Origin of the sequence: Phocaeicola plebeius, assembly GCF_003437535.1 — a bacterium.
Lineage (GTDB): Bacteria > Bacteroidota > Bacteroidia > Bacteroidales > Bacteroidaceae > Phocaeicola > Phocaeicola plebeius_A.
Genome location: NZ_QSQT01000002.1, coordinates 121,325 through 148,103, shown reverse-complemented (window position 1 = coordinate 148,103; position 26,779 = coordinate 121,325). Strand labels below are relative to the sequence as shown.

The window sequence follows — 26,779 nt, the reverse complement described above, 5'->3', positions numbered from 1 at the left end:
TATTATGGATAAGAATATATTGTACACGGCCATCCAGGCCGCCCTTGCTGCGGGAGCAGAAATTATGTCTGTCTACACAGACCCGAAAGCAGATTTTGAAATAGAAAAGAAAGCGGACAATTCTCCGCTGACCATTGCCGACCGCAAGTCGCATGCAATTATAGCCCAAGCACTGGCTGCGACTCCTTACCCCGTTTTGAGCGAAGAAGGGGCTAAAATCGCTCCAGAAGAAAGACAACAATGGAAAGAGCTGTGGGTAGTCGACCCACTAGACGGCACCAAGGAATTCATCAAGCGTAATGGAGAATTTACCGTAAACATTGCCTATGTGAAAAATGGTTGTCCTGAAGCGGGAGTCATTTACATTCCGGTAAAGCAGGAACTCTATTTTGCCGACATTGAGCTGGGAGCCTACAAAATCAAAGACATTACCGATACAAAAGCTTATCCGTCACTGGATGCACTGATGGAGCAAGCCGAACGTCTGCCGTATGCCAACCGGACAGACGATACGTTCGTTATCGTGGCTTCACGTTCACACCTGACTCCCGAAACGGAAGCTTACATCCATGAAATGCAGCAAAAACATGCACACGTGGAAACAATTTCAAAGGGAAGTTCGTTAAAGCTGTGTCTCATTGCCGAAGGAAATGCCGACGTATATCCTCGTTTTGCTCCTACTATGGAGTGGGATACAGCAGCCGGACATGCCATTATCCGTGCTTCCGGGAAGGAAGTATACCAAGCAGGAAAGACAGAACCGCTACAATACAATAAAACAGACCTGCTGAACCCCTGGTTCATCGCAGAATAACCCACTAATTTATGTCTATCGAGATTATCATCGTACTTCTTTCACTTGTGGCCATGCTGACCGCATTGATTATGGATAAGATGCGTCCGGGAATGATTCTGTTCTCGGTGGTCGTCATTTTCCTTTGCACGGGTATTCTTACCCCAAAAGAAATGCTGGAGGGCTTCAGCAACAAAGGAATGATTACCGTTGCCATGCTGTTCCTGGTAAGTGAAGGTGTCCGCCAAAGCGGTGCCTTGACCCAGCTTATCAAGAAACTGCTTCCTCAGGAAAAGACTTCCGTATTCAAGGCACAAGTACGCATGTTGCCCAGTATCGCCTTCATCTCGGCCTTTCTGAACAACACACCGGTTGTAGTCATTTTTGCCCCTATCATCAAACGGTGGGCCAACTATGTCAAGCTTCCGGCTACCTACTTTCTGATACCTCTTTCGTATGTAACAATTTTAGGAGGTATCTGTACCCTGATAGGAACCTCTACCAACCTGGTGGTACACAGCATGATTCTTGATGCGGGAATGAAAGGATTCAGCATGTTCGAATTAGGAAAGGTCGGTATCTTCATTGCATTGGCAGGTATTATCTACCTATTTCTGTTTTCCAAGAAACTATTGCCCGCCACTCGTCCGGAAACGACAAATGAAGAAGATGGCGATTCCTCCCTACACCTTGTAGAAGCCGTTATCGGTCCCCGATTTCCAGGTATCAACAAGACAGTCGGTGAGTTCGATTTCAAGCGCCATTATGGAGCCGAAATCAAGGAACTTCGCCGTAGCGGACGTACCTATACCAACCTAAGCGAAGTCAGCTTCCGAGAAGGAGATACACTGGTGGTACTGACCGACGACAGCTTTATCCAGACATGGGGAGAATCATCCGTCTTCCTGATGCTGGCCAACGGAAAGGAATACGAACCCGCCGGAAAAAAGAAGCGCTGGTTTACCCTTTTCCTGCTCTTGTTCATGATTGTGGGAGCCACGGTAGGTGAACTGCCGGGCATCGAGAAATACCTTCCTGAAGGCATCAAGCTGGATATGTTCTTCTTCGTATCCATCACGACGGTCATCATGGCCTGGAGCAAGATATTCCCTCCGCAGAAGTATACCAAATATATTTCATGGGATATTCTGATTACGATTGCCTGTGCTTTTGCCATCAGCAAGGCCATGGAAAACTCGGGAGTCGCGGATTTACTGGCCGGATACATCATCAGCCTGAGTCACGACTATGGCCCCTATGTATTGCTGGCCGTATTGTTTATCATTACGAATATCTTTACGGAGCTGATAACCAACAATGCAGCGGCGGCACTGGCTTTCCCTATAGCCTTGTCCCTGTCCACCCAGTTAGGTGTCAACCCGATGCCTTTCTTCGTGGTCATTTGCATGGCAGCCTCAGCCAGTTTCTCCACCCCTATCGGCTATCAGACCAACCTGATTGTACAAGGTATCGGAAACTACAAGTTCACCGACTTCGTCCGTATCGGATTGCCGCTGAACATCATCACGTTCCTGATTTCCGTTTTCCTCATCCCGCTGATATGGCCGTTTTAAAACAGATTTAAATACGCTTTAAAATATGAACAACCAAGAAACAAATCATATCTATCCGATATTCGACCGCATGTTAGGGCGTGCCGACAAAGAAGAATTGCTGAAACAACACGGACTCATGATCTGGTTTACCGGACTGAGCGGTTCTGGTAAAAGTACCATCGCCATTGCCCTGGAACGTGAGCTACAGCAGCGCGGCCTGCTGTGCCGTATTCTGGATGGCGACAACATCCGCAGCGGCATCAACAATAACTTAGGATTCTCAGCAGAAGACCGAGTGGAAAACATTCGCCGCATTGCAGAAGTCGGCAAGCTGTTCGTCGATACCGGTATCATCACTCTGGCTGCTTTCATCAGTCCCAACAATGAAATACGTGAAATGGCTGCCGGAATTATCGGAAAAGAAGATTTCTTAGAAATCTACGTCAGCACGCCGTTAGAAGAGTGCGAGCGCCGCGACGTAAAAGGCCTTTATGCCAAGGCACGCCGTGGAGAAATCAAAAACTTCACCGGTATCTCTGCTCCGTTCGAAGCTCCGGCTCATCCGGCTCTTTCGCTTGACACATCAAAATTATCCCTTAAAGAATCTGTCGACCAGCTGCTCGACCTGATTCTTCCGAAAGTAATCAAAAAATAAACATATATAACCATGCAAGAAGAATACAATTTAAGCCACCTGAAAGAACTCGAAGCCGAGTCTATTCACATTATTCGTGAGGTGGCTGCCGAATTTGAAAATCCGGTGATGCTCTACAGTATCGGAAAAGACTCATCCGTCATGGTCCGTCTGGCTGAAAAAGCCTTCGCTCCGGGAAAAGTACCTTTCCCACTGATGCACATCGACTCCAAATGGAAATTCAAGGAAATGATTCAGTTCCGCGATGAATATGCCAAGAAATACGGCTGGAACCTGATTGTAGAAAGCAACATGGAAGCTTTCAAGGCAGGCGTAGGCCCCTTCACTCACGGAAGTAAGGTACATACCGACCTGATGAAGACACAGGCCCTGCTCCATGCCCTCGACAAATATAAATTTGACGCTGCCTTCGGTGGCGCACGCCGCGACGAAGAGAAATCACGTGCCAAAGAACGTATCTTCTCTTTCCGTAACGAATTCCACCAGTGGGACCCCAAAAACCAGCGTCCTGAACTCTGGGACATCTACAATGCCCGCATTCGCAAAGGAGAAAGCATCCGTGTGTTCCCGCTAAGCAACTGGACAGAACTGGACATCTGGCAGTATATCCGTCTTGAAAATATTCCAATCGTACCGCTGTATTTCGCTAAAGAACGCCCGGTAGTCAACATGGACGGACAGCTGATTATGCCCGACGACGACCGTCTGCCGGAAAAATACCGCGACAAGATTGAAATGAAGAAAATCCGTTTCCGTACCTTGGGATGCTGGCCGCTGACAGGAGCTATTGAAAGCGAAGCCGATACCATCGAAAAGATTGTAGAGGAAATGATGACCACCACCAAGAGTGAACGTACTACCCGTGTCATCGACTTCGACCAGGAAGCCAGTATGGAACAAAAGAAACGTGAAGGATATTTTTAATTACGCAACAACATGGAAGAATTAGATAAAAGTAAATCAGGCAACCCGATGGAAGGAGAAGCCAGAGGCAAGATGTCCATCGAAGAATTCCTGGCAAAAGATGAACAAAAAGACCTGCTCCGTTTCCTGACCGCAGGTTCAGTAGACGACGGTAAATCTACACTAATCGGTCGCCTGCTGTTCGATAGTAAGAAATTGTATGAAGACCAGCTCGACGCTTTGGAACGCGACAGCAAACGTATGGGAAATGCCGGTGAACACATCGACTATGCCCTGCTGCTCGACGGGCTGAAAGCTGAACGTGAACAAGGTATCACTATCGATGTGGCTTACCGTTATTTCTCTACCAACAACCGTAAGTTCATCATTGCCGACACTCCGGGACACGAACAATACACCCGTAACATGATTACCGGTGGTTCTACCGCCAACTTGGCAGTCATCCTGGTCGATGCCCGCACCGGTGTCATCACACAGACCCGCCGCCACACTTACCTGGTATCTCTGTTAGGTATCAAGCACGTGGTATTGGCTGTCAACAAAATGGACTTGGTTGACTACTCAAAAGAAATATTCGACAAGATTGTAGCCGAATATACCGCTTTCATCTCCCCGTTAGGAGTTCCCGACGTACAGTGCATTCCGCTTTCAGCCCTTGAAGGTGACAATGTAGTAGAAAAATCAGACCGTACTCCATGGTACGAAGGCCCAGCCTTGCTGGAATTCCTTGAAACCGTACACATCGGTAACGACCATAACCTGAACGACTTCCGCTATCCGGTACAGTATGTACTCCGCCCAAACCTCGACTTCCGTGGTTTCTGTGGGAAGGTAGCTTCCGGCGTCATCCGCAAAGGCGATGAAGTGGTAGCTCTTCCTTCCGGCAAGCGTTCTCATGTAAAAAGCATCGTGACCTACGACGGCGAACTCGACTATGCCTTCCCGCCTATGTCTGTAACCCTGACACTGGAAGACGAAATCGACGTATCCCGTGGCGAAATGCTGGTACACCCGGACAACATGCCGCTGATTGGACGTAACTTCGAAGCCATGCTCGTATGGATGGACGAAGAAAAGATGGACATGGAAAAATCTTTCTTCCTGAAACAAACCACCAATACCAGCCGTACCCGTATCGACAGCATCAAGTACAAGGTAGATATCAACACCATGGAACACCTGTCAGTAGAAAACGGACGTCTGACCAAGGAAGATGTTCCTATGCAGCTCAACCAGATAGCCCATGTGGTACTGACTTCTTCCAAGGAGCTGTTCTTTGATCCTTATACCAAGAACAAAGCTACCGGTGCCTTCATCCTGATTGATCCGATTACCAACAACACCAGTGCAGTAGGTATGATTATCAATCAGGTGGCCGACAAAGACATGCACAACCAGATGGAACTGCCTGTCCTCAATCTGCCGAAACTGGGAATCGCTCCAGAGCACTACGATGCCATTAAACGTGCCGTAAAAGAACTGGAACGTCAAGGTATCGCAATTGAATTAAAAGTTTAATTGACAAGTTGAGTTATTCAACCGTCAATTGCCAATTATTAATTATCAATTAAAAGAAATGGGATTACTTGAATTCAACAAACTCCCCATCAATACTTTAGTGGGAGCCGACTGGAAGACCTTCAACCAGATAACCGCTGGTCGTACCATTGATTCTGCGTATAAAGGAAAATACCGCCTGACCAAGGCTGTATGCCGCTTGTTATCTACACTGGCTCCTCTGCAGGACAAACGTTACGAAAAGCTGTTGGTCAACAAGCCACTGGAACACGATCCTGTATTTATCCTCGGGCACTGGCGCAGTGGAACCACGTTCATGCACAACGTATTCTCTTGCGACAAGCACTTCGGCTATAATACTACCTATCAAACAGTATTCCCACACCTGATGATGTGGGGACAGCCTTTTTTCAAGAAGAACATGAGCTGGCTGATGCCGGACAAACGCCCGACCGATAACATGGAACTGGCCGTAGATCTTCCGCAAGAAGAAGAATTTGCCTTGGCTAACATGATGCCCTACACGTACTATAACTTCTGGTTCCTGCCTAAACACATGCAGGAATATGCCGACAAGTACCTGTTGTTCGATGACATCAGCGAGGCCGAATTGAAAGTGTTTGAAGAAACCTTTACCAAACTCATCAAGATTTCTTTGTGGAACACCCACGGTACACAGTTCCTCAGCAAAAATCCGCCGCATACCGGACGCGTAAAAGAGCTGGTAAAAATGTTTCCTAACGCTAAATTCATCTACCTGATGCGTAACCCGTACACCGTATTTGAATCTACACGCAGCTTCTTCACCAACACCATCCAGCCACTGAAATTGCAGGACATCAGCAACGAAGAACTGCAAGAGAACATCCTTTCGGTTTATGCCAAATTGTACCACAAGTACGAAGCCGATAAGAAGTTCATTCCGGAAGGCAATCTGGTAGAAGTCCGCTTCGAAGACTACGAAACCAATGCTTTTGACATGACGCAGGAAATCTACCAAAAACTCCAGATTCCAGGCTTTGAGGATGCTCGTGCCGACATTGAAGCTTACGTCAACAAAAAGAAAGGTTACAAGAAAAACAAATACCAATACAAACCTGAGACGGTAGAACTGGTGGAAAAGAACTGGTCATTCGCTTTGGAACAGTGGGGGTATAAATTGTAAGACTAAACTCAATAGAACAAAAAATGCGGGACATACGTTCCGCATTTTTTGTTACACATTCTCAATCTGTTTACTTACATACGATTCGGAATCCTACAGCTGTTTTCAGATGAGCAGAATCAGGATAAACAATACTCAATCCATCAGCCTCTTGCTTCCATTCTATCTTATTCTTCTCTCCCAACAATTCCACAGAAGTCACCTGCTTTTGTCCTGTACCCGCATCACTTCCTAAAGAAAGGATTTTCAGTTTATCACCAGCCTTTGGCACAGTCATACACCAAGCATAGATTGCTCCATCTTTGCCTACTGTAAAACGAAAGTCGGTGGTATAGAAGCTTTCCCCATCGATCCAGCGTCTTATTATAAAAATCCGCTATTACCCGTTGCATGGCATCACATTTGTATCCAGTACCTGTTCCTGAGCCACTGAAAGGTTGCTGGTCCGTACCGTCTGTATAAATGAAATCCGGATTGTATTTATCTACGGCATCCATCATTCTCAACGCCCACCATTTGGCATACCATTCGGCATACTCCAGATGGCCGCTAAAGATACCAGCCTGAGGAGGAGACCATCTTGAGTTAGCCGCCTCAGCCACCGTTTCATACTCCCTCAAATTAATCCCATAGAGATATTTAGGGTCTAATCCTTCCCACCATTTACCTTTGCCGTCGGCCAGTGTCAGGTTTCCGTCGTATGGCACTCCTTTCTTATCACCTTTTGTATCACTTTGAAAAGCTGTCTGCCACCACCAGGAATACTCATGATGGAAGGTAAGACCAAAACGGATTCCAGCCTTTCTTGCAGCCTTCTCCCATTCGCCAATCAAATCACACTTCGATCCCAGACGCGTGGAGTTCCAAGGCTGATATTTAGAATTCCACATATCAAACTGGTCATGATGCACACTGCGGGTTAAACTTCTTCGGATTCCAGTCGCGCAATGCCTCCTTGTATCCCACTTCCGAGGGATTCTCATAATTTTTCAGATGATTTTCATACGCCGGTATCCCCTCCACGTACATTTTTCGGGCATACCAGTCGCCACTTTCTCCTCCGACTGCGGTCCAAAATGTATCCAGATTCCGAATTTGGAATCCCGCAACCATTCCGGTGTAACCCGGATAATTTGTCTCAATCGACCTCCACGTAGGTTCATACGGTCCGGAAGTTATCGGCAAATCTAATTTTACCTCTTCAAAAGTCTGAATATTCCCCATCGGAACAGAATTTTCCGCCAGCGGTTTATGCACTGACGGTATCGGTCCTAACTGATAATTCACTCCATTAGTCTGCTGCTGGGAAAAAGCCGTCGCACAAGCCCCCAACCACAAACAACCTAACATTATAAATTGGTTCATATCTATTCCTATTTTTATAAAATCACATAATTCCTTTTACAAATATAGATGGGAAATTAAGCGAAAAATAGGATAAAAATGTAGGATTATAGGAAGAAATCGATGATTTAATATAAGTAAGGTATATTCAGAATCGAAATTCTTAGAAACAAACATAACCACTCCATAAACCCGACAATCTCATAATCAAGGCATACGATTAAAATCCTCCGCGTTTATAACCCATGAGCCATCTTGTGGAAAACCGGGAAACTTTCCAGCAGAACCATCCCATCCCTCGACCATCATGGCTATAGCTGTCAGCAAAGCCCCATTGGAAGGCAGATACGGGAAAGGACCTCCAGTAGCCAGTCCATGCTCATCAAACTGAAAATTAGGAGATGGGTGCAACAAATACTCTAACGCTAACTGAGGTTTTCCGCATCGAGCTGCTGCCATAGCCAACATTGGAAAATCCCATCCCCATACATGATTAAAATTCCATGAGGAAGAAACCTTCTCCAGCGTATTCAGGAAAATCTGTTTATCTGAACCGCACCCAAAAAGTTAAGCACAAAACTTTTTGAGTGCAGTTCACTTTTAGAGGTCATCACTTCAAATCAAAATGGACTTTTCTTTTATCATCTACTGTTCATTCAACAAACTGATAACTCTTTTAATATCCGAAGATGCTGTTCCTTCTTTTGCCAAATCTTGTATATTAAAAGCATTTATACATTGTTCAACTTTACGTATAAGATGTTTATTCCTTTTAAAGTCTTCTCTTAATTTTTGAAGTTTTTCATATTGTTGGATTCCTTCAATCATTTTCTCAAATCTAACAGAAGAACGAAAACCTGGATAAACTAAATATGTATCTCCAGCAGGCCATTGCCGAAATCGTGAATCTCGTAAAGGATCTTCTCCCCAACTATTATATGCCCATCTTAAGTACCCACAAAGTCCCAGCTTTATCGAATATAATGGAATCCATGCGGCTTCTGCAGGATCCGAAAATGTAAATGTGTTAGGCTTACAATCAGCACAATATGTATAATATGTGGTAACAAGATGTTGTTTCTTCCTTTTTTCTATTACATTTTTAGGTAGCACTTGATCAGTTGAAATACAATAATCATACAATTCCGGTTCTATTTCTTCATAATATAATCCAGCAAGAGCAACTTTAAACTCTTTATCTGCTTTACGTATCAAATCAAGAACTGTTTTCATTATAGGCAAAGGCCTCTCATCCATAGCAATACAAGTCTTTGAGAACCAACCTTTTTCTTTTAAGTGACTAGAGAACTGAGTCAGAAAGGCAATCCACATATCATTATACTCTTTATCACCAGGTTTAGTTTTAATATATTCCATAGAATTAGTTCGTTCATCAAAATATTTAAAAGAATAATTCCAAGGAACCATAGAATAGCAATTTATCTGTTTATCAATTCCTAAAGACATCATAAAATTCACCCACTTATCAAAGATATCAAAGCCAAATGTCCACTCTCCATCCAAAGTTCTTTTCCATGTAACCATAGACTCAAAATAATCATAGGTCTGTCCATTCCATGGTTTATGCATAATACTTGCTGTTATAACTTTCTGCCCAGCTTCTGCCAAAGCTTTCATAATAGGGCGCATAACTTCAAAGTGTTTCTCAGTCCAAACACTAACATTATAATATCGAGCTACGGCATACGGATTTTGCCACAAATCCAAATGAAATTTCCATTGAGAAACAACAGGAAGTTCACGGTCTACAATCTGAGTTTGAAGTTTCAGTCTTTTATATTCTTTTCCATCAAGGTTGACTATAATTTCACCATAATATTTACCAGCCGTAATATCACGAGGTACATTTATACTAACCCATACTGGAGTAACATGCATCTTGCGCAACAAAAAATCTTTTTTTATATCTATTACATCTGCCACTAAAGAAGAATCCCATTCTGTTTTATCATATCGAAAGCCACAGCTCGTTTTTCCTTCCCTCACAAACTCATCAGTCATCACATATCTTACAAAGCCAACAGAAAGATTCTCTTTAGAAATAATACCTCCATTTTTTTGATGCAAATCTGTTATCTCAACTGATACATTACAATCCCGTAATTTACTCCATATTAAAAATAATGCATTCAATTTCTCTCCTTTCCATCCCTTTAGTTTATGCTTCAAACAAATAGGCACATCTGGAACGTTTTGAGAAGAATAGTGTTTATTTGCATCCCCCCATGAAATACACAAATCGTCCTTTTGTTTCCTCCAAACTTCTAAATCAACATATTTACTATCTGATAATTCGTTATAATCATCCTGTCCAAACAATAAAAATGAATTTAAAACGACACAGCACAAAAATATAAATCTCATATTATTCATAATATATAAATATAAATCAGAGATGGCAGTAAGAAACCACCATCTCATTAAAACCCCACTTAAATCTCATTCTGTACAAGATTACCTTGAGCGTTAATCTGATTCAATGGAATAAGTTCAATAATATTCTTATCTGACCACTTTATTTCCTTGTAAGAATCTTTATTCACTAAATGACTTCCTGGATAATTCCGATTAAGATTTCTCTTATTTCTAAACAAATCCAAAGCTCGATGCCCTTCATATGCTAATTCTATACGTCTTTCCTCCAACAATATATCTAACAAATCAGTATATCCTCTACCACTAATAACATCATTATTATAATCAGGACAATCTCTATTAGCCCTTATAGAATTTAAAATAGTAATAGCCTCAGAGTTTCTATCCAATTTACAAAGAGCCTCAGCCTTATTTAATAAGACTTCTGAATAACGAATAATACACGGAGACCATGCATGATTCTTTTCTTCTTGTAATGAGCATTTTGTAATAAAATATAATGGATAATTACCTCTTTTTTTCATTTTTTTATCAACATATACAACATAAGTTTGACCAGCATCTTGGAATGAATATTGTACTACACCTGTAGGAGTTATAGTTTTATCCAATACGACCTCACTATTATCTTTTGTCATTACATAAGTCGAGCCATCTAACCTACAAGCTCCATATTGATAAGAAGGGATTAAAGTACCATCTTCAGCCATAATCATTGAGACCCACACACCTTCCATTTGATCACCATCTTCATACTGAGGAACGATAAACGCCTTTCTTGCATCATTGGGAAAATAAGAAACAGCATCTATATAGGTCCTTGATGCATACATTTCTCCCCATCCTAAGCCATCAATTGTACAATAAAATCCTCCTACTACGTCATTAAGAGAACCTTCTTCTATTCCTGATAAATATTTAATGGAGAAAATAGCCTCTGGATTTGCTTCCGGTAATAATGTATTCATTTTTCGATATTCATTGGCACTCAACAAATGAAAACGCTCACTATCTATTACTTTATCTGCATATTCTATACATTTCTCATTTTGCTCCATATATAAATATATACGAGACAATAAAGCATAGGCAGCCTCACGATTAGCATAAAATACCGGCTTTTGTATAGTCATCAACTTAGCAGCCTTAATTAAGTCTTTTTCAATTTGTTCAAAAACTTGCTTTACAGTTGCACGAGGAGGTTGATTATTTATATCTGTATCCAATTTTAAAGGAACGCTCAGATTTGTTTCAAGAGCTTGGTTATAAGGCTTTCCAAAAACATTTGTAAGATACAAATACATTAATGCTCTCAAATAATAAGCTTCACCAAGGAAATTATCAGTCTCAGCACTTTGCCCTTCCTTTATATTCTCAATAGCCGAATTAGTTCCATAAATAACTTGATAAGATTTTATCCAAAAGTTATTAATACGAGCCCCATTATCTATATGATGATAGTTATAAATATAAAACAAATCATCTCCCGTTGTTCCACTTAAAGACACATTATCACCATTGTATTCCATCAAGCGATGGGCCTCATTTATCCAAGAATCTGACAATTTACTTTTTAAATTCCCATAAATACCTATTAATGCATTATTCGCATAATCAGGATCATTAATTGCCTGACTACTATCAACTGCATCATAAGGTAAGCGTTCCACATCACAAGAAGCAATTGAACACAATATTGCTATAGCATATAATATTCTTTTCATATCATTTAAAAATTAATATTCAACCCAAATACAATTTTTCTAATATTAGGATAACTATATGTATCCTCTCCACTCTCGCCTACTTCAGGATCGCGACCTGGATATTTTGTAAATGTCAATAAATTATCTCCACTAACATAAATTGAAGTAGATTTTAAACCAATCTTAGATAAAAATTTATCTGGCAACCTGTATGATAATTGTATATTTCTCAATCGAATATAAGACCCATCTTCCAGATACCTAGAAGAGTTTCTTTGAGAATTCAAATTTCCACCATCAACTAAACGAGGATGGGTTGCAATATCTCCAGGTTTTTCCCATCTAACCCAATCATCCATAGGTACCATTTGATTATAAGTAGGGTAAGCTCCATTTGAATCAAAATTTTCCCGATAATGATAGACATCATTTCCAACAACAAAATTCCAATTCATAGAAAGCGTAAAATCCTTATATTGCATTGTTGAATTAATAGAGCCCGTAAAATCAGGAGTTGCTTTTCCTACAACTTGTAAGGTCGCTTCATTATAATTATTTGTCGTTGTTACTGTACCATCTTCATTTACTTTTTCCCACAAAGGGTCACCATTATCAGGATCAACTCCAGCCCACTTTCTTAAATAAAAAGTATTAATATCCTCACCCTCTCTACGAATCTGCCATGAAGATATAACATCCTTACCTTGATACAACTCTACAATTTTATTACGATTCAAACTATAATTAAATCCTAAGTTCCATTTAAATGGAGTATCTTTTAAAACCTGTGCATCCAAACTAAGTTCAAACCCTTTATTACGAACAGCACCAATATTATCCCAATAACCAGTAAAACCTGTCGTAGCTGGCAGAGTCACAAAATATACAAGCCCAGAAGTATTTTTAATATAATAATCTAAAGATACATTAACCCGATTTATAAATGTCAAATCTAAACCAATATTAGTTTCATAAGATTTTTCCCATGATAAACTAGAATTCCCTAATTGAGAAGGGAAAGCGCCATTAACCCCATTATATGTACCTTTTATATCGTATAAATTGAGATGAGGATAATAATCCTTTGGTAAATTTCCTACACCACCATAACTAATTCTCAATTTTGCCTCATTTAAAATTGATGCAAGAACCGAACGTTTATAAAAATCTTCCTGCGCAATATTCCATCCACCGCTTACAGAGAAGAAGGTACCATTCCTCTTATCCTTACCAAAACGAGAAGAGGCATCATTTCGAATAGAAGCTTGCAAAAAATATTTTGAATCATAGGCAAAATTTACATTACACAAGAAAGACGATAAAGCCCACTCCATCTTTTCTCCATTTATAGCATTTAAATTTGCAGCATTATCAAGGACAGAGGAGCCAGGGAAGAAACCTTGTTTTATAACATCAGTGGTTTCCAACGAATAATCATTAAACTCGTAGGCTGCTAATGCTATAACATTTAATTTACCAAAAGTTTTATTGTATCTCAGCATCTGATTAGAAAATCTCGATAAAGACTTAGTCCAAGTTTCTTCCATCTCACCTTTTACAGCTGAACCTGCAACAGAACGAGGATCTTCATAATTAAAATACTTCTTATTGCTAAAACGAACACTATTTGTTGAAGAGAATGTGAAATTATCATTAAATCTAATTTCAAAATCAAATCCACCTTCTGTTGTCAGAGTCTTAGTCTTGCTATAATTCCATTGAGAATCATAAAAACTATTAGTTAAATCACGGCCATACCAAGTATAACCAGATCTTAACTCACGTGGGTTTATCAATGTTCCATCCTCATAATACGGGTAATCCCATGGCATCTGCGCATACAACTCATGTAAATCAGGAGTATTATGATCTACATCATCGTCATAAGATGCTCGTATTCTAGGCTTAATTGTCAACCATTTTGCAGCCTTATAGGTAATATTTGTCAATGCCTTAAAACGCTGAATTTTTAATCCTTTTATCGTTGCATCTTCAGAATAATATCCACCAGAAATATATGCTTGAATTTTATCATTACCACCAGAAAATGAAATATTATAATCTTGAGTGAAGCTTGTCTGCGTAGCGGCATCCCACCAGTCAAAATCAACCTTTCTCGCTTGTTCCGGGACCTCAAGTCCCATCTTTTCCCACTCTGCAGCCAATTGTTCTGAATTCATCATCTTAAAGTTTCCTTCATTGATATTGCCAATGCCCCAATTAGCTGAAATATTTATATTCCTACTATTTTCTTTAGCTCTTTTGGTTGTAACCACAATAACACCACTGGTAGCTCTCGAACCGTACAAAGAAGTTGCTGCTGCATCCTTTAATACTGTTAAAGACTCTATATCTTGTGGATTAATGTCTGGATTTTCAACCTGAATAACTCCATCCACTACCCATAAAGGATCTACACTACTACCTAAAGAGCTTTTTCCTCGCACACGAATTGTAGCCTTTTCACCAGGTTTTCCTCCTGACTGATATACCTGAACACCTGCAATTTTCCCTTGAAGCATATTTTCGACATTCGGTGTTGAAACCCCTAATATCTGCTCGGATTTAATACTTTTTACAGCAGATGTAATATTAGATTTTTTTTGAGAACCATACCCCACAACAACGACTTCATCCATCACTTCTGTATCTTCCTTCAATGTAACGGCTAATGCTCCCTGCTTAATCTGAGAGGCAACAAATTCTTGACTTTTATAACCAATATAACTAATAGCTAGTATTCCATTGTCAGAAAGCTCCAGTGTATAATTTCCGTCAAAATCAGTTACAGTACCATTAGCAGTTCCTTTCTCAATAACTGTTGCTCCAATTATCGGTTCCCCATTAGAATCCTTAACCGTTCCTGTTACCTTTTTCTTCTTTTCAGAAGAAGTAACCTGCTGCTGGCTTCCTTTTTTGATTACAATATTTTTACCTTGAATTTCATACGATACATTCTGCCCCTTCAAAATCTGAGCAACCGCATCCTTCAGCTGACTGGCATTAATTGAAACCGTACGGTCTGTATCTACATCACCAGCTATATATACGAAAGAATAACCACTCTTAGTTTGAAGTTCTGTCATCGCCTTCTTCACCGATACATTGCTCATTTTCAACGATATACTCTGTGAGTATATGCTTAGATTAAGGCATAGCAAAGCCCCGGCCATTAACATGGCTTTTTTTCTGTAATTCATAAGCTTAAATTTTAAGATTAAAAATTTCTGATAAAAGGCGTTTTACAAGGAATGTTTTATTACTTTTGCCGCATCCCTTAGAAAACATCTTAAAAACTAACAAGTTAGAAAGAACTAAGGTCTTCGCCGGAGGAACTTCCCCTTCTTCCGGCTTTTTTATGTTCTTTCACCAAATGCTAAATTAAGTATCCACATTCTGCATAATTTTAAGGTCTTAGTGTATTTAACAAACGGTTAATATAAGGTTATTTCCCGGTCTTTCTGCTTATAGCGTACTTTTCCGGTTTTTTCTAATGCTTCCAAAATATCTTTAATACCTTGTTCACCCCGACCAAAACTTCCATAAAAACGGAATTCTCGAAGAGAATCTGTAGCAAAGGTTATATGTACATCATAACTGCGTTCCAGTATCTTTACAACTTCCGGCAACGGCAATTCATCAAAGAACAACTTGCCGGAAGTCCACTCCAACACATTCTTTACTTCTTTTGTTTCCTTTTTCATGTGACCTTCCGCCTTATCCAGCGTAACTTGCTCATTCGGAAGCAGAATCATCTCTGCTTCTGCCCGCAAGCGATTATCCAACACCACTTTTCCTTCCAGCAAAGACACTACTGCTTCTTCATCGTTCGGATAGTCGCGGAAATTAAACTTGGTACCCAATACTCTGACCGATAAAGAAGGAGTCTGTACATGAAAAGGAAGTTTCTCATTACGCTCTACCTCAAAATATCCTTCTCCACTTAATTCCACCTCACGGTTGTCCACTCCAAAATCCTGCGGATAGACCAGACGAGAACCAGCATTCAGGACTACCAGTGTACCATCGGGTAAACGAAGACGTGTCTGCGCACCGAGAGGAGCTTCTACCTCTACCTGGGTCAACGCATTTTGCAGGTTGCTTTCTCCCTGACGGTAAGAGAAGAAGGAAATAAGTCCTACCACCAACACAGCAGCTGCATATTTATAGATTGTTTTCCAATCTATAACTTTCTTAGATTGCTTCTGAGCTGTACTTGCAGCCACCCGTTTCCGGAAGGTTTCAAAAGCGCGGTCGGCATCGTAGCGCGTACGTTCTTCCTCCTGCACGGCAGAAAACCAGATTTCCTGCTGCTGCATGAAATAACGTCGGTTTGCTTCAGAACTGGCAATCCATGCATCCAGCTCCTCACGTGCTTCCTTGCTCAGACCTTTACTCAGAAAAGCGGCAATCAGTTCGTCGATATGTGAATTTCTTTCTTCCATTTTCAGGGTTTCTATAGGTGAGACGAAATTTTCGCCTGAGCGGGTAGGCGAAAAACGTAATTTTTTTATTTGAAAGTCGAAAAAAATAAAATCAGGATAATCAGATACTTCCCGAGTTCTGAATGAAGAGATGATAATGCGCTCTTTATGTGATACTTGACTGTATTCACAGAAATATTCAGCTCTGTAGCAATTTCTTCGTATTTTTTCCCTTCGAAACGACTTTTGATAAAAACTTTCCGGCAGACTTCCGGCAAATTCCGGATGGCATGATGAATTTCTTCCTCCAGTTCATGTTCCAGCAGACTTCCCAAAGGGTAATCGTCCGAGAGCAAATAACGCATCTCTCCTTCTTCCGGAATAGAAGAAAAAGCCACTTCCGTACGCTCTTTCTTGGAGGACAGATAATCCATGCAGTGATTCCGCACGGCACGTACTAAGTAACTGCGCAAGGAAACTTGAATGTCGAGTGCCTCATGTATCTCCCACAGATGAAAAATCACATCACCGACCAGTGTTTCGGCCAGAAAATCATCTCCCACATATTCACGCGCTATATGACACAACAAGGCATAATGATGACGGTAGAGGTATTTATAAGCCTCTTCATTTCCTCGCTTCAGTTGTTCTATGATAATCCGTTCCGTAATTTCCATCTGTTACTGCTGCGTAATTTCAAATCATTCAAACATTTTCCGATAATAAGTGGCTTTATCTGATATTTGTTTCCATTGTTCAATCCCATTGATAGAGGAAGAATGCACGCGTTCATAAAACGCAATTTCCTCCCGAAGCGGACGGAAATCATTTTGCATCAGTGACAGGTTCAGCGCTTTTTCGATTCGGGCAAAACCATACATCAGAGAATCCTGTGCTACCTGCTGAATTTTTATCGTATAGGCAGAATCAGCTCGCAGGAAATCTCTTCGGGCGGTAAGCGTATCTCCCTTGTAATCTTCGAGTACGGCTTTCAGGTGCAACAATTCGGACGACATGGAATCGCTCATACATCCATCCATTTCACGCAATAAGTCCAATACTTCCAACAGACGCCAGCTCTGCAACAAATAACGGTATTTCAACAAATAAGTCTGCTTGTCAGGACGTAAAGCCAATGCACTGTCCAGTTTCTGACGGATGAGTGAATCATGGATGCATACTTGCGGATGCGACTTGTCAATTGGCTGATTCCAAAATAAAGAATCACTTTGCATCAAGCTGTCAGCTTCGAGTACGAGTGTATGCACAGCCTGCTGAATATCAGATGCGCTATCCGATTTTTCATGCATACACGCAGAAACGATTCCAGCCAGACAACCAGCCATTAAAAAGAGTTTTGCATCCATAGTTCAAAGATTGGGTTTGCGCAAAGTTAATTTTTTTCATTTATACCAAACACAAAAATGCAAAAGAATCTAAACAAAAACAGAAATCTCCCTACGAAAAAAGTTATTCGCCAGTAACAAATTCTCTGTTTCACACTGTGGGATACAAAAACCACAGTGTGGGATATATATTTCACAGTGTGGGATACAAATCCCGCACTGTGAAACAGAGAATATAACAAGACAAAATGGAGTATTCACAGAAGCATCTGAAAACTATATCTGGTGAGATTCAGATTATTTCTTCAGACTTCTTTTTACTACTGCAGGTATGCCGGCTGCCAGAGAATCATCGGGAATATCTTTGGTTACGACACTACCTGCTGCAATGATACAGCGATTGCCAATGGTCACTCCCGGACATACTACCACATTTCCACCCAACCAGCAGTCCTCACCTATCGTAATGGGATAGGCGGTTTCTTTTTCTTCACGGCGCTCCACATAATCCATGGGATGCTGAGGTGTATAAAACTGACAATGGGGACCTATCAGAGTATGTTTCCCGATACGGATATAGCCTCCGTCGAGCATGATACAGTCATAGTTCATAAACACATTTTCCCCTAAAATGATACCTGTACCATGGTCACAATGGAAAGGCGGACAGATGGTAGTGCTTTGCGGAATACCGGGAATCAGTTCTTCTATCACCTGACGGTAGTCTTCATCGTAGATGGTCATGGAACGCAAACAGGCACAGACTTTCTTGGCGTGTACCAGACTGGCATGTATTTCAGGGTCGGAAAAATAATAGAGTTCCTGACTGCGCATTTTTTCGTATTCTGTTTTCATAGGCTTTAATTGCTAAAATTACCAGACTCAAAGGTAGAAGGATTTTTGTTTATCTGCAACGAGATTTGATACTCATTAATTTTACTACATATAGGTAAAAACAAGAAAAGCCCTGAAAATGCGAATACACACACTTCAAGGCTTATACTTATATGTTGAGAATCTTTTACAAGCTATAATATCTTTAGTAAAAACAAGAAACTCTTGCAAGTTATCACTTACAAGGGTTATTCTTTTCTTCGTACCCAAACACCACATGTCCATCCTATGTCTTTCTCTTTTCACAGGCAATCTGCCACCAAGCCGAGTTTCCAGCAGCTTGACATCGTACAGCTGTCTTCTCCTGCCCTGCTCTCTTACCTGCAGGAAAGGGGGATAAATACGGCACTGGCGAAAAGAGAATGCCGTGAGGCACACTTCACCAACAACGACAAACGGTACTTCGCCATTGCTTTTCCGAACATATCGGGCAGATATGAAATCCGCAACCGATATTTCAAGGGCTGCATCGCACCGAAAGAAATATCACATATCAGACAATCGGGAGAGCAGAGAAAAGCATGTTACGTTTTGAGGGATTCATAGATTGCCTTTCCTTTCTGACACTAAGGCTTGAAAACTGTCCGCAATCCCCCGATTTCAACAGACAGGACTACATGGTTGTGAACTCTGTTGGCAATGTTTCCAAGGCACTCTATGCTATGAGCGCATCCACTGCTTCCTTGACAATGACCGTGCAGGAATGGAAGCCCTGCAGCAAATCAAAAAGGAATATAACAATACCAGACATATACGTAACGTTTCACACATATACGGCGGATGCAAGGATTTGAACGAATACCTGCAAAAACAGGCAGCGGCAAAGAAACAGGCTCAATCCATCAAAGTGAAGACACCGCCCAATAAACCGGGAGGCTTTCGGTTATAGCCCACTATAACTACACGCTTCGCTTACGTAGTTGTGGGCTCTCCCGAGGGGATTAGGGCTTTACCCTAATGACCCACTTAAGGCGTTTCTCCCCTGAGAACCCAGAGCAAAGAGTGACCCTCTCTTTGAAATCTCCGCTTATGGGTGCACCCCTAAGCCCCCCATACGTTTACGAACTGCGGAAAAGCAAACAATAAAGTACAAACCAAAAAACAAGTATTTATGGCAACAAAATCAAGCATACATATCAAGCCCTGCAACATCGCATCGAGCGAGGCTCACAACAGGAGGACTGCCGAGTATATGCGTAATATCGGAGAGTCCAGAATCTATGTCGTTCCTGAACTCTCCACCGATAACGAACAGTGGATAAATCCCGACTTCGGCAGTCCGGATTTGCGGACGCATTATGACAATATCGACAGATGGTAAAGGAAAAGACCGGACGTGCCATGCAGGAAAAGGAACGGGAACGCAAAGGCAAGAACGGCAAGACAGTCAAGATTGCGGGATGCTCCCCCATACGTGAAGGAGTGCTGCTTGTCAGGTCGAACACCACACTGGCAGACGTGCGTAAATTCGGTGAGGAGTGTCAAAGACGGTGGGGAATCACACCGCTGCAAATCTTCCTGCACAAGGACGAAGGGCATTGGCTGAACGGTCAGCCGGAAGCGGAAGACAAGGAAAGTTTCAAGGTCGGGGACAGATGGTTCAAGCCGAACTATCATGCTCATATCGTTTTCGACTGGATGAACCACGAAACCGGAAAGAGCCGAAAGCTCAATGACGATGACATGATGCAGATGCAGACCTTGGCATCCGACATTCTGCTGATGGAACGTGGACAGTCAAAGGCTGTCACGGGTAAGGAGCATCTGGAACGGAACGATTTTATCATAGAGAAACAGAAAGCCGAGCTGCAACGCATGGATGCTGCCAAACGGCACAAAGAAGAACAGATAAATCTTGCCGAGCAGGAACTGAAACAGGTAAAATCAGAAATACGCACTGACAAATTAAAGAAGACAGCCACCACAGCAGCGACAGCCATAACAAGCGGAGTTGCTTCTCTTTTCGGAAGCGGAAAACTGAAAGAACTGGAACGTGCCAACGAAAAACTGCAAGACGAGGTTTCAAAACGGGACACCAGTATTGAAAAATTGCAGAGCCAGATACAGCAGATGCAGAAACAGCATGATACGCAGATACACAATCTCAGAGAAATGCACAGACAGGAACTTGACATGAAGGAAAAAGAACTGTCACGGCTCGCCAGAATCATAGACAAGGCTTTCAGGTGGTTTCCGATGTTCAAGGAAATGCTGCGCATGGAAAAGTTCTGTGCCATGCTGGGATTCTCTAAAGAAATGACAGAAAGTCTTTTGGTCAAGAAAGAAGCCTTGAAATGCAGCGGTAAAATCTATTCAGAACAGCACAGACGGAACTTTGATATAAAGGATGATATTTTAAGGGTGGAAAATGACCCTGACGATGAAAGCAGGCTGAGCCTGACAATAAACAGGAAGCCGATTGCCGACTGGTTCAGGGAGCAATGGCACAGGCTTAGATACGGAACAAGACTGTCGCAACAGGAAGAAAAGAAAAGTAGAGGAATTAAGATGTAACTTGATAGTTTGCGACTCTAGATTCCCGATTATCAATTAAATTGTGTATCTTTGCCAATGGATTGAGGAAACTCTTTCCAAGACATGTTAGAATTAGAAGAAGCGTTATGCTGGTCGTGGTATCGGAAACCTGGGAAATTTCTTAAGACATACAAACGATGATGGCATAGTGGTTCTCACGCTATAGCGTGGGCTGCTATTGTTATATCTGTTTGTATGGGTTTTCCTAGGACCTCCGACACAGGTGAACGATTTGTGGTTCACGCTTCGTGCGTTAGGAATGACAATTAACCAATAAACATAGTTCATATGAACATTAAGCAATGCATCTATTTATTTGCCACAATCGCATTTTCACTCTCATCTTGTAGCGATGACAGCGGCATGGAAAATGATTTTGAGCCTAAGACTCATCTCTAGAAAAAAGGCAAAAATGAATATTATCTTCTTAAAAGTGAATATTGCCCTATTTGGATATCCCTCTATCTTTGCAGTTGATTATGAAAGTATTGATATGAAACAACTAATATTCATTTTTACCGTTGCATGGGGTGCTGTAGTAGGCAGCCGTGCGCAAGAGGTGCTTACTTTGGATGATTGTCTTCGTTGGGGTATTGAAAATAACCTTTCTCTCCGGGGACAGCGCAATGAGATTCAAAAAAGCAAATATGCTATTTCTGAAAACCGTGCCAAGTTATTACCGCAAATTAATGGAGTGGCTAATTTTAACGACAACTTCGATCCTCCAGTGTCCGTAACAGATGGTTCTGCTTATGACAAACCTTATAATGTAACCCAGACGCTGCAGTATAATGCCGCAGCCGGATTGCAGCTTCAAATGCCACTCTATAATCAGACGGTTTATACCGCTCTTTCCATTTCGAAGGTATTGGATGAAATCAGCCGTCTGTCTTATGAAAAAGCGCGCGAGGACTTGATGATGCAGATTGCTAAGATGTACTATCTGGGACAGGCCACGGCCGAGCAGATAACGCTGGTTAAAGCCAATATTGCGCGTCTGGAGGAATTGCGTGACATTACGGTGGCTTTCTATGACAATGGCATGGCTATGGAGGTGGATGTGAAGCGTGTCAATATAAACCTGGAAAACTTGCAGGTACAGTATGACAATGCACAGGCCATGCTGGCTCAACAGCTGAATATGCTGAAATATGTGATGGATTATCCGGCAGAGAAAGATATAACGCTGGAACCGGTGAATGCTGAAACTATTGCTCCGATTGAATTGACCGGCTTGTCAGAAAATCTGTATGAGCTTCAGTTGCTTCAGTCGAAGAGCGACTTGGCAGAACGGCAGAAAAAGATGATTTCCCATGGATACATTCCTTCACTTACATTGACGGGCAACTGGATGTATACGGCTTATACGGATAAGCTTCATCATTGGTTTCATTCCGGACCCTCCAATCATTGGTATCGTTCTTATGGTTTAGGCTTGGCACTGCGTGTCCCTATTTTTGATGGATTGGATAAGAGGTATAAAATTCGCAAGGCGAAAATTGATCTGGAGAATATTCGTTTGGCGCAAGAGAATACGCGGAAGAATCTGGAGACACAATATGTCAACGCTACGAACGATTTGATGAATAACCAACGCAATTTCAAGAAACAAAAGGATAATTATCTTTTGGCAGAGGATGTCTATGAGGTAACATCTGACCGCTATCGGGAGGGTATTGCCTCCATGACAGAGGTTTTACAGGATGAAATGCGTATGAGTGAAGCGCAGAACAACTATATCAGTGCGCATTATAACTATCGTGTAACTCACCTTTCTTTGCTGAAGTTGACTGGACGTGTAGAAAGTCTGCTGAAGTAAGTTCTCAATTATTTTATTCATAGTCAATGATCAGCTATCAATTTTAAACATATGGAAACAACAGATAAAAACAGTGCTGCAATGAGCACACATCACGAACAGGCTAAGAAATTGAGAAAATTGCGCACCCGCCAGCGTGTGGTAAGCCTGATTGGTATAGCTATTTTAGTTTGGGGGATTATTCAGGTTACTTTCTTGTTTCTGGATTATAAAAATACAGAATCCAGTAATGATGCTCAAATAGAGCAATATATCTCGCCGGTTAATCTGCGTGCTTCAGGTTATATCAAGAAAATCTATTTCACCGAACATCAGGAAGTGCACAAAGGTGATACGCTGTTGGTGCTGGATGACCGTGAATACAAGATCCGTGTGATGGAAACTGAGGCTGCCTTGAAGGATGCATTGGCCGGAGCTACTGTAATTGGTGCCACACTTCAGACGACACAAACCACAGCTTCGGTGTATGATGCTTCTATTTCTGAAATTGAAATTCGTCTGGCAAAATTGGAAAAAGACCGTCAGCGTTATGAAAATCTGGTGAAACGTAATGCTGCTACGCCCATACAGCTGGAGCAGATTGAAACTGAATATTCTGCTCTACAACGCAAACTGGAAGCTACGAAACGTCAGCGCAGTGCAGCCTTGTCCGGTGTGAATGAAGTTTCGCATCGTCGTGAAAATGTGGAAGCCGGTATTCAGCGTGCCACAGCGGCGTTGGAGATGGCCAAATTGAATCTGTCTTATACTGTAGTCGTGGCTCCGTGTGACGGTAAGCTGGGACGTCGAGCTTTAGAGGAAGGTCAATACATTACTGCCGGGCAGACCATTACATATATCTTGCCGGATACTCAGAAGTGGGTGATTGCCAATTACAAAGAGACTCAAGTGGAAAATCTGGCTATCGGTCAGGAAGTAAGGATAAAGGTGGATGCAGTAAGTAATAAAGAGTTTACGGGTAAGATTACTGCTATTTCCGGTGCAACTGGAGCCAAGTATTCTTTAGTTCCTACTGATAATTCTGCCGGTAATTTTGTAAAAATTCAACAGCGTATTCCGGTTCGCATTGATTTTATCAATCTTTCTGAAGAAGACAATGATCGCCTGGCTGCAGGTATGATGGTGGTTGTGAAAACTAAACTCTGATGTTATGTCCTCTTATCCAAGAAATTATCCGTTCTACAATTGGGTGCCCAAGTGGTTGGGCATTCTGATATTGGTGTTGATGTTCATCCCCATTCTTACTGTGGGTGGTGTGTATTCTGTGAACAGTACTGAGATGATGAGCGGGCTGGGTATCATCTCAGAACATATCACTTTTACCAATTTTGCCACCTCCATCGGGATGGCTGCTTTTTGTCCGTTTTTATACCGGCTGGTGGTGATTCGAAGAGAAAAAATGATGTGTCTGGCCGGTTTTTCCATGATGTATGTGCTCAGCTATATTTGTGCCGAAACCGACAGTATCTTTTTGTTGGCTCTCTGTAGTGTGTTGATGGGTTTCCTTCGCATGGTACTGATGATGGTCAACCTGTTCACCTTAATCCTTTATGCAGGGCGCATTGAGGCCTATTTGAAAATTAAGCCGGGGCTGGAGCCGGCAGACGGTGAGGGCTGGGATAAGCTTGATATTGAACGAAGCATAGCGCAGCCTGGCATTTATCTGTTCTTTATGATATTAGGACAGCTGGGAACATCGCTGACTGCCTGGCTGGCTTATGAATATGAATGGCAGTATGTGTATTACTATATGATGGGGATGCTGTTGGTATGTATCCTGGTTATTTTCGTAACCATGCCATACCATCGCTTTCAAAACAAGCGTTTCCCCATTAATTTCCGTCAGTTTGGCAATGCTACCTTGTTCTGCATTCCGCTGGTGTGTTTTACATATGTCATGGTGTATGGAAAGGTGCTGGACTGGTGGGATGATCCTACTATCCGCATGGCTGCGATTACTGCAGTTCTTACGGGTGCTTTATTCTTTTATATGGAATCCACACACCGCAGTCCGTATTATCAGGTGGGCGTGCTGAAGTTGCGCACCATTCGTATGGGAGTATTGTTCTATTTTTTGCTAATGTTTCTCAATTCCAGCGCCATGTTTGTCAATGTGTTTGCCGGCATTGGCATGAAATTGGATAACTGGCAGAATGCTTCGCTGGGCAACTGGACCATGTTGGGCTATTTCATCGGGGGGATGATTACCATCTTTCTCAGCATGAAGAAGGTGCATTTCAAATATATCTTTGCAGGCGGATTTGTCATGTTGGGCTTGGCTGCTCTTTTTATGTATTTTGAGGTGCAGACGGATGGTCTGTATGAACGGATGAAATATCCGGTTATTATCCGTTCCACAGGCATGATGATGCTCTATTCGCTCATTCCCACTTATGCCACTCAGCGGATGCCTTATAAATTTCTGTCATCATGGATTTGTACCATGATTACCATCCGTATGGTCATTGCTCCCAGTTTGGGCGCGGCAGTATATACCAATGCCCTGCAGGAGCGTCAGCAGAACTATGTTACCCGTTATGCACAAGATATTGATTTGCTACATCCTGACGCTTCCGCTTCTTTTATGAGTACCGTACGTGGCATGAGTTATCAGGGAAAAAGTAAGGCTGAAGCAGTGAACATGGCAGCCATGTCCGTCAAGGGACGTGTTCAGATACAGGCCACTTTGGTTGCAGTCAAGGAAATGGCAGGCTGGACACTCTATGCCTGTCTGGCATGTGCAATATTTGTGCTGGTTGTGCCTTATTCTAAGAGAAAATTAGTATCTTAGTCGCTTGAAAGTGCCTAATGCACACGGACAAGCATGTATGAAGACAGTTCAAGAACGTATTACATTATTAGGAAAGGCTTTGTTTAGGCGAGATGACATATGCAGTTCGGAAGGAAGTATTTCCTCCTTCCCAATTCTCTTTCACACCCCATTTTTGGTCAGTGGGGTGGGAATAGTGATTTGTATGCAAGGTTTTTTTACTTTTGCCCTGAATCGTTGTGTGATGCGAGCATCTGCCGGAGAAACCTTGTTTATTCCTGATGGAGCGGAGTTTCGGGTTATGGAAGAGTCTTCTGATTTGGATGTGCATTTCCTGCTGTATCAGGTTGAACCTATCCGTGATATTTTAGGGAATCAGGTCGTATCTATGTACCTTTATTCTCAGTTAGTGCCCAAACCTTGTTATGTTTGGCAGACTGGCGAAGAGGATGAGTTACTCCGTTATATGATGCAGCTTGATGCTACCCTTCTTCAAAATGATACTTTCCGTCAGTATGAGCAGAAACTGTTGCTGCTGGCACTGACCCATCGGCTCTGTTCGCTCTATAATCGTAAGTTGATGAACAATCAGAATGCGATGGGACATCGTAATGAGGTGTTCTTAAAGCTTATTTCGCTGATTGAACAGTATTATATGCAGGAACGTGGAGTGGAGTTTTATGCCGATAAATTATGTCTCTCACCTAAATACCTTTCTGTCATATGCAAATCAATATGCGGATATACAGTAAAGGATTTGGTGTCTAAGTCCATTATACGGAAGAGTATTTCTCTTTTAAAAAATACACAGAAAAACATACAAGAAATTGCAGATATGTTCAATTTTCCTAATGCCTCTTTTTTTGGAACTTTCTTCAAAAAGCAAATGGGCATGTCTCCTGGACAATATCGCAAGAACATCGCTTTTTAATT

General features: G+C 41.9%; 21 protein-coding genes and 2 pseudogenes. 12 read left to right on the top strand and 11 right to left on the bottom strand.

The features are described from left to right. The first annotated feature begins 4 nt into the window (after nucleotides 1-4). From cysQ to DXD04_RS01905, 6 genes are all read left to right on the top strand, one after another. A complete protein-coding gene (gene cysQ, locus DXD04_RS01930) occupies nucleotides 5-814 on the top strand; it encodes a 3'(2'),5'-bisphosphate nucleotidase CysQ (protein WP_117670374.1) in 810 nt (269 codons plus the stop codon). An 11-nt stretch (nucleotides 815-825) separates the two neighbouring features. Then, complete coding sequence (locus tag DXD04_RS01925) at nucleotides 826-2,367, top strand: SLC13 family permease (RefSeq protein WP_117670371.1); 1,542 nt, start codon at nucleotides 826-828, stop codon at nucleotides 2,365-2,367. 25 nt (nucleotides 2,368-2,392) lie between these two features. Then, nucleotides 2,393-3,004: an adenylyl-sulfate kinase gene (gene cysC / locus DXD04_RS01920; protein WP_022054053.1), complete on the top strand. Its 612-nt coding sequence runs from the start codon at nucleotides 2,393-2,395 to the stop codon at nucleotides 3,002-3,004. 12 nt (nucleotides 3,005-3,016) lie between these two features. Continuing rightward, on the top strand, nucleotides 3,017-3,928 hold the full coding sequence (cysD, locus tag DXD04_RS01915) for a sulfate adenylyltransferase subunit CysD (protein WP_007559812.1): 912 nt from the start codon (nucleotides 3,017-3,019) through the stop codon (nucleotides 3,926-3,928). A gap of 72 nt (nucleotides 3,929-4,000) precedes the next feature. Continuing rightward, nucleotides 4,001-5,446, top strand: a complete 1,446-nt coding sequence (gene cysN / locus DXD04_RS01910) for a sulfate adenylyltransferase subunit CysN (RefSeq protein WP_409034793.1) — start codon at nucleotides 4,001-4,003, stop codon at nucleotides 5,444-5,446. Nucleotides 5,447-5,504: 58 nt separating this feature from the next. Next, on the top strand, nucleotides 5,505-6,611 hold the full coding sequence (locus DXD04_RS01905; RefSeq protein WP_117670367.1) for a sulfotransferase family protein: 1,107 nt from the start codon (nucleotides 5,505-5,507) through the stop codon (nucleotides 6,609-6,611). A 70-nt stretch (nucleotides 6,612-6,681) separates the two neighbouring features. Here the strand turns inward: DXD04_RS01905 and DXD04_RS16760 are convergent, their stop codons facing one another. The 11 genes from DXD04_RS16760 to DXD04_RS01860 all read right to left on the bottom strand — a co-directional run bounded on the left by DXD04_RS16760 (nucleotide 6,682) and on the right by DXD04_RS01860 (nucleotide 18,683). After that, entirely contained in the window at nucleotides 6,682-6,888 is a 207-nt protein-coding gene (locus DXD04_RS16760) for an alpha-L-fucosidase C-terminal domain-containing protein (protein WP_259299491.1), read from the bottom strand. Next, a complete protein-coding gene (locus tag DXD04_RS16755; protein WP_476445220.1) occupies nucleotides 6,866-7,501 on the bottom strand; it encodes an alpha-L-fucosidase in 636 nt (211 codons plus the stop codon). Before DXD04_RS16755 ends, DXD04_RS16760 begins: the two co-directional genes overlap by 23 nt. A 10-nt stretch (nucleotides 7,502-7,511) precedes the next feature. Beyond that, nucleotides 7,512-7,976 carry a hypothetical protein gene (locus DXD04_RS17135; RefSeq protein ID WP_476445219.1) on the bottom strand — a complete coding sequence of 155 codons (465 nt, stop codon included), beginning with the start codon at nucleotides 7,974-7,976 and terminating at the stop codon, nucleotides 7,512-7,514. Nucleotides 7,977-8,162: 186 nt separating this feature from the next. After that, the gene (locus DXD04_RS01895) at nucleotides 8,163-8,414 is read right to left on the bottom strand and encodes a hypothetical protein (protein ID WP_259299490.1); all 252 of its coding nucleotides are present in this window, start codon (nucleotides 8,412-8,414) and stop codon (nucleotides 8,163-8,165) included. Between the two features lie 186 nt (nucleotides 8,415-8,600). After that, nucleotides 8,601-10,349, bottom strand: coding sequence for a DUF4091 domain-containing protein (locus tag DXD04_RS01890; protein WP_181977438.1), 1,749 nt, complete (start codon nucleotides 10,347-10,349; stop codon nucleotides 8,601-8,603). 59 nt (nucleotides 10,350-10,408) lie between these two features. Next, nucleotides 10,409-12,076: a RagB/SusD family nutrient uptake outer membrane protein gene (locus tag DXD04_RS01885; RefSeq protein ID WP_117670363.1), complete on the bottom strand. Its 1,668-nt coding sequence runs from the start codon at nucleotides 12,074-12,076 to the stop codon at nucleotides 10,409-10,411. Between the two features lie 5 nt (nucleotides 12,077-12,081). Next, nucleotides 12,082-15,258, bottom strand: a complete 3,177-nt coding sequence (locus DXD04_RS01880) for a TonB-dependent receptor (RefSeq protein WP_117670360.1) — start codon at nucleotides 15,256-15,258, stop codon at nucleotides 12,082-12,084. 234 nt (nucleotides 15,259-15,492) lie between these two features. Continuing rightward, nucleotides 15,493-16,503 carry a FecR family protein gene (locus DXD04_RS01875; RefSeq protein WP_117670358.1) on the bottom strand — a complete coding sequence of 337 codons (1,011 nt, stop codon included), beginning with the start codon at nucleotides 16,501-16,503 and terminating at the stop codon, nucleotides 15,493-15,495. A 65-nt stretch (nucleotides 16,504-16,568) separates the two neighbouring features. Beyond that, entirely contained in the window at nucleotides 16,569-17,159 is a 591-nt protein-coding gene (locus DXD04_RS01870) for an RNA polymerase sigma-70 factor (RefSeq protein ID WP_007559832.1), read from the bottom strand. 24 nt (nucleotides 17,160-17,183) lie between these two features. Continuing rightward, the gene (locus DXD04_RS01865) at nucleotides 17,184-17,849 is read right to left on the bottom strand and encodes a hypothetical protein (RefSeq protein ID WP_117670356.1); all 666 of its coding nucleotides are present in this window, start codon (nucleotides 17,847-17,849) and stop codon (nucleotides 17,184-17,186) included. Between the two features lie 276 nt (nucleotides 17,850-18,125). Further along, nucleotides 18,126-18,683, bottom strand: coding sequence for a sugar O-acetyltransferase (locus tag DXD04_RS01860; RefSeq protein WP_117670354.1), 558 nt, complete (start codon nucleotides 18,681-18,683; stop codon nucleotides 18,126-18,128). A gap of 237 nt (nucleotides 18,684-18,920) precedes the next feature. Between DXD04_RS01860 and DXD04_RS01855 the strand changes: the two are divergent. The 6 genes and pseudogenes from DXD04_RS01855 to DXD04_RS01825 all read left to right on the top strand — a co-directional run. Beyond that, nucleotides 18,921-19,611, top strand: a pseudogene (locus tag DXD04_RS01855) (toprim domain-containing protein); the annotation flags it as partial. 222 nt (nucleotides 19,612-19,833) lie between these two features. Then, nucleotides 19,834-21,236 (top strand): annotated as a pseudogene (locus DXD04_RS01850) (mobilization protein). Nucleotides 21,237-21,750: 514 nt separating this feature from the next. Further along, nucleotides 21,751-23,076 carry a TolC family protein gene (locus tag DXD04_RS01840; protein ID WP_117670504.1) on the top strand — a complete coding sequence of 442 codons (1,326 nt, stop codon included), beginning with the start codon at nucleotides 21,751-21,753 and terminating at the stop codon, nucleotides 23,074-23,076. A gap of 51 nt (nucleotides 23,077-23,127) precedes the next feature. After that, nucleotides 23,128-24,222, top strand: coding sequence for an HlyD family secretion protein (locus DXD04_RS01835; protein WP_117670352.1), 1,095 nt, complete (start codon nucleotides 23,128-23,130; stop codon nucleotides 24,220-24,222). A gap of 4 nt (nucleotides 24,223-24,226) precedes the next feature. Continuing rightward, a complete protein-coding gene (locus DXD04_RS01830; RefSeq protein ID WP_117670350.1) occupies nucleotides 24,227-25,867 on the top strand; it encodes an MFS transporter in 1,641 nt (546 codons plus the stop codon). A 37-nt stretch (nucleotides 25,868-25,904) separates the two neighbouring features. After that, nucleotides 25,905-26,777, top strand: coding sequence for a helix-turn-helix domain-containing protein (locus tag DXD04_RS01825; protein ID WP_117670502.1), 873 nt, complete (start codon nucleotides 25,905-25,907; stop codon nucleotides 26,775-26,777). The last annotated feature ends 2 nt before the right edge of the window (nucleotides 26,778-26,779 follow it).

Coding starts and splice junctions, on each gene's coding strand:
- DXD04_RS01905 (WP_117670367.1), top strand. CDS start 5,505: ATGGGATTACTTGAATTCAACAAACTCCCCATCAATACTTTAGTGGGA.
- DXD04_RS01875 (WP_117670358.1), bottom strand. CDS start 16,503: ATGGAAGAAAGAAATTCACATATCGACGAACTGATTGCCGCTTTTCTG.
- DXD04_RS16755 (WP_476445220.1), bottom strand. CDS start 7,501: ATGTGGAATTCTAAATATCAGCCTTGGAACTCCACGCGTCTGGGATCG.
- DXD04_RS01830 (WP_117670350.1), top strand. CDS start 24,227: ATGTCCTCTTATCCAAGAAATTATCCGTTCTACAATTGGGTGCCCAAG.
- DXD04_RS01925 (WP_117670371.1), top strand. CDS start 826: ATGTCTATCGAGATTATCATCGTACTTCTTTCACTTGTGGCCATGCTG.
- DXD04_RS17135 (WP_476445219.1), bottom strand. CDS start 7,976: ATGAACCAATTTATAATGTTAGGTTGTTTGTGGTTGGGGGCTTGTGCG.
- DXD04_RS01895 (WP_259299490.1), bottom strand. CDS start 8,414: ATGGCAGCAGCTCGATGCGGAAAACCTCAGTTAGCGTTAGAGTATTTG.
- cysD (WP_007559812.1), top strand. CDS start 3,017: ATGCAAGAAGAATACAATTTAAGCCACCTGAAAGAACTCGAAGCCGAG.
- DXD04_RS01880 (WP_117670360.1), bottom strand. CDS start 15,258: ATGAATTACAGAAAAAAAGCCATGTTAATGGCCGGGGCTTTGCTATGC.
- DXD04_RS01860 (WP_117670354.1), bottom strand. CDS start 18,683: ATGAAAACAGAATACGAAAAAATGCGCAGTCAGGAACTCTATTATTTT.
- DXD04_RS01885 (WP_117670363.1), bottom strand. CDS start 12,076: ATGAAAAGAATATTATATGCTATAGCAATATTGTGTTCAATTGCTTCT.
- DXD04_RS01890 (WP_181977438.1), bottom strand. CDS start 10,349: ATGAATAATATGAGATTTATATTTTTGTGCTGTGTCGTTTTAAATTCA.
- DXD04_RS01865 (WP_117670356.1), bottom strand. CDS start 17,849: ATGGATGCAAAACTCTTTTTAATGGCTGGTTGTCTGGCTGGAATCGTT.
- cysC (WP_022054053.1), top strand. CDS start 2,393: ATGAACAACCAAGAAACAAATCATATCTATCCGATATTCGACCGCATG.
- DXD04_RS01825 (WP_117670502.1), top strand. CDS start 25,905: ATGAAGACAGTTCAAGAACGTATTACATTATTAGGAAAGGCTTTGTTT.
- cysN (WP_409034793.1), top strand. CDS start 4,001: ATGTCCATCGAAGAATTCCTGGCAAAAGATGAACAAAAAGACCTGCTC.
- DXD04_RS01840 (WP_117670504.1), top strand. CDS start 21,751: ATGAAACAACTAATATTCATTTTTACCGTTGCATGGGGTGCTGTAGTA.
- cysQ (WP_117670374.1), top strand. CDS start 5: ATGGATAAGAATATATTGTACACGGCCATCCAGGCCGCCCTTGCTGCG.
- DXD04_RS01835 (WP_117670352.1), top strand. CDS start 23,128: ATGGAAACAACAGATAAAAACAGTGCTGCAATGAGCACACATCACGAA.
- DXD04_RS01870 (WP_007559832.1), bottom strand. CDS start 17,159: ATGGAAATTACGGAACGGATTATCATAGAACAACTGAAGCGAGGAAAT.
- DXD04_RS16760 (WP_259299491.1), bottom strand. CDS start 6,888: ATGACTGTGCCAAAGGCTGGTGATAAACTGAAAATCCTTTCTTTAGGA.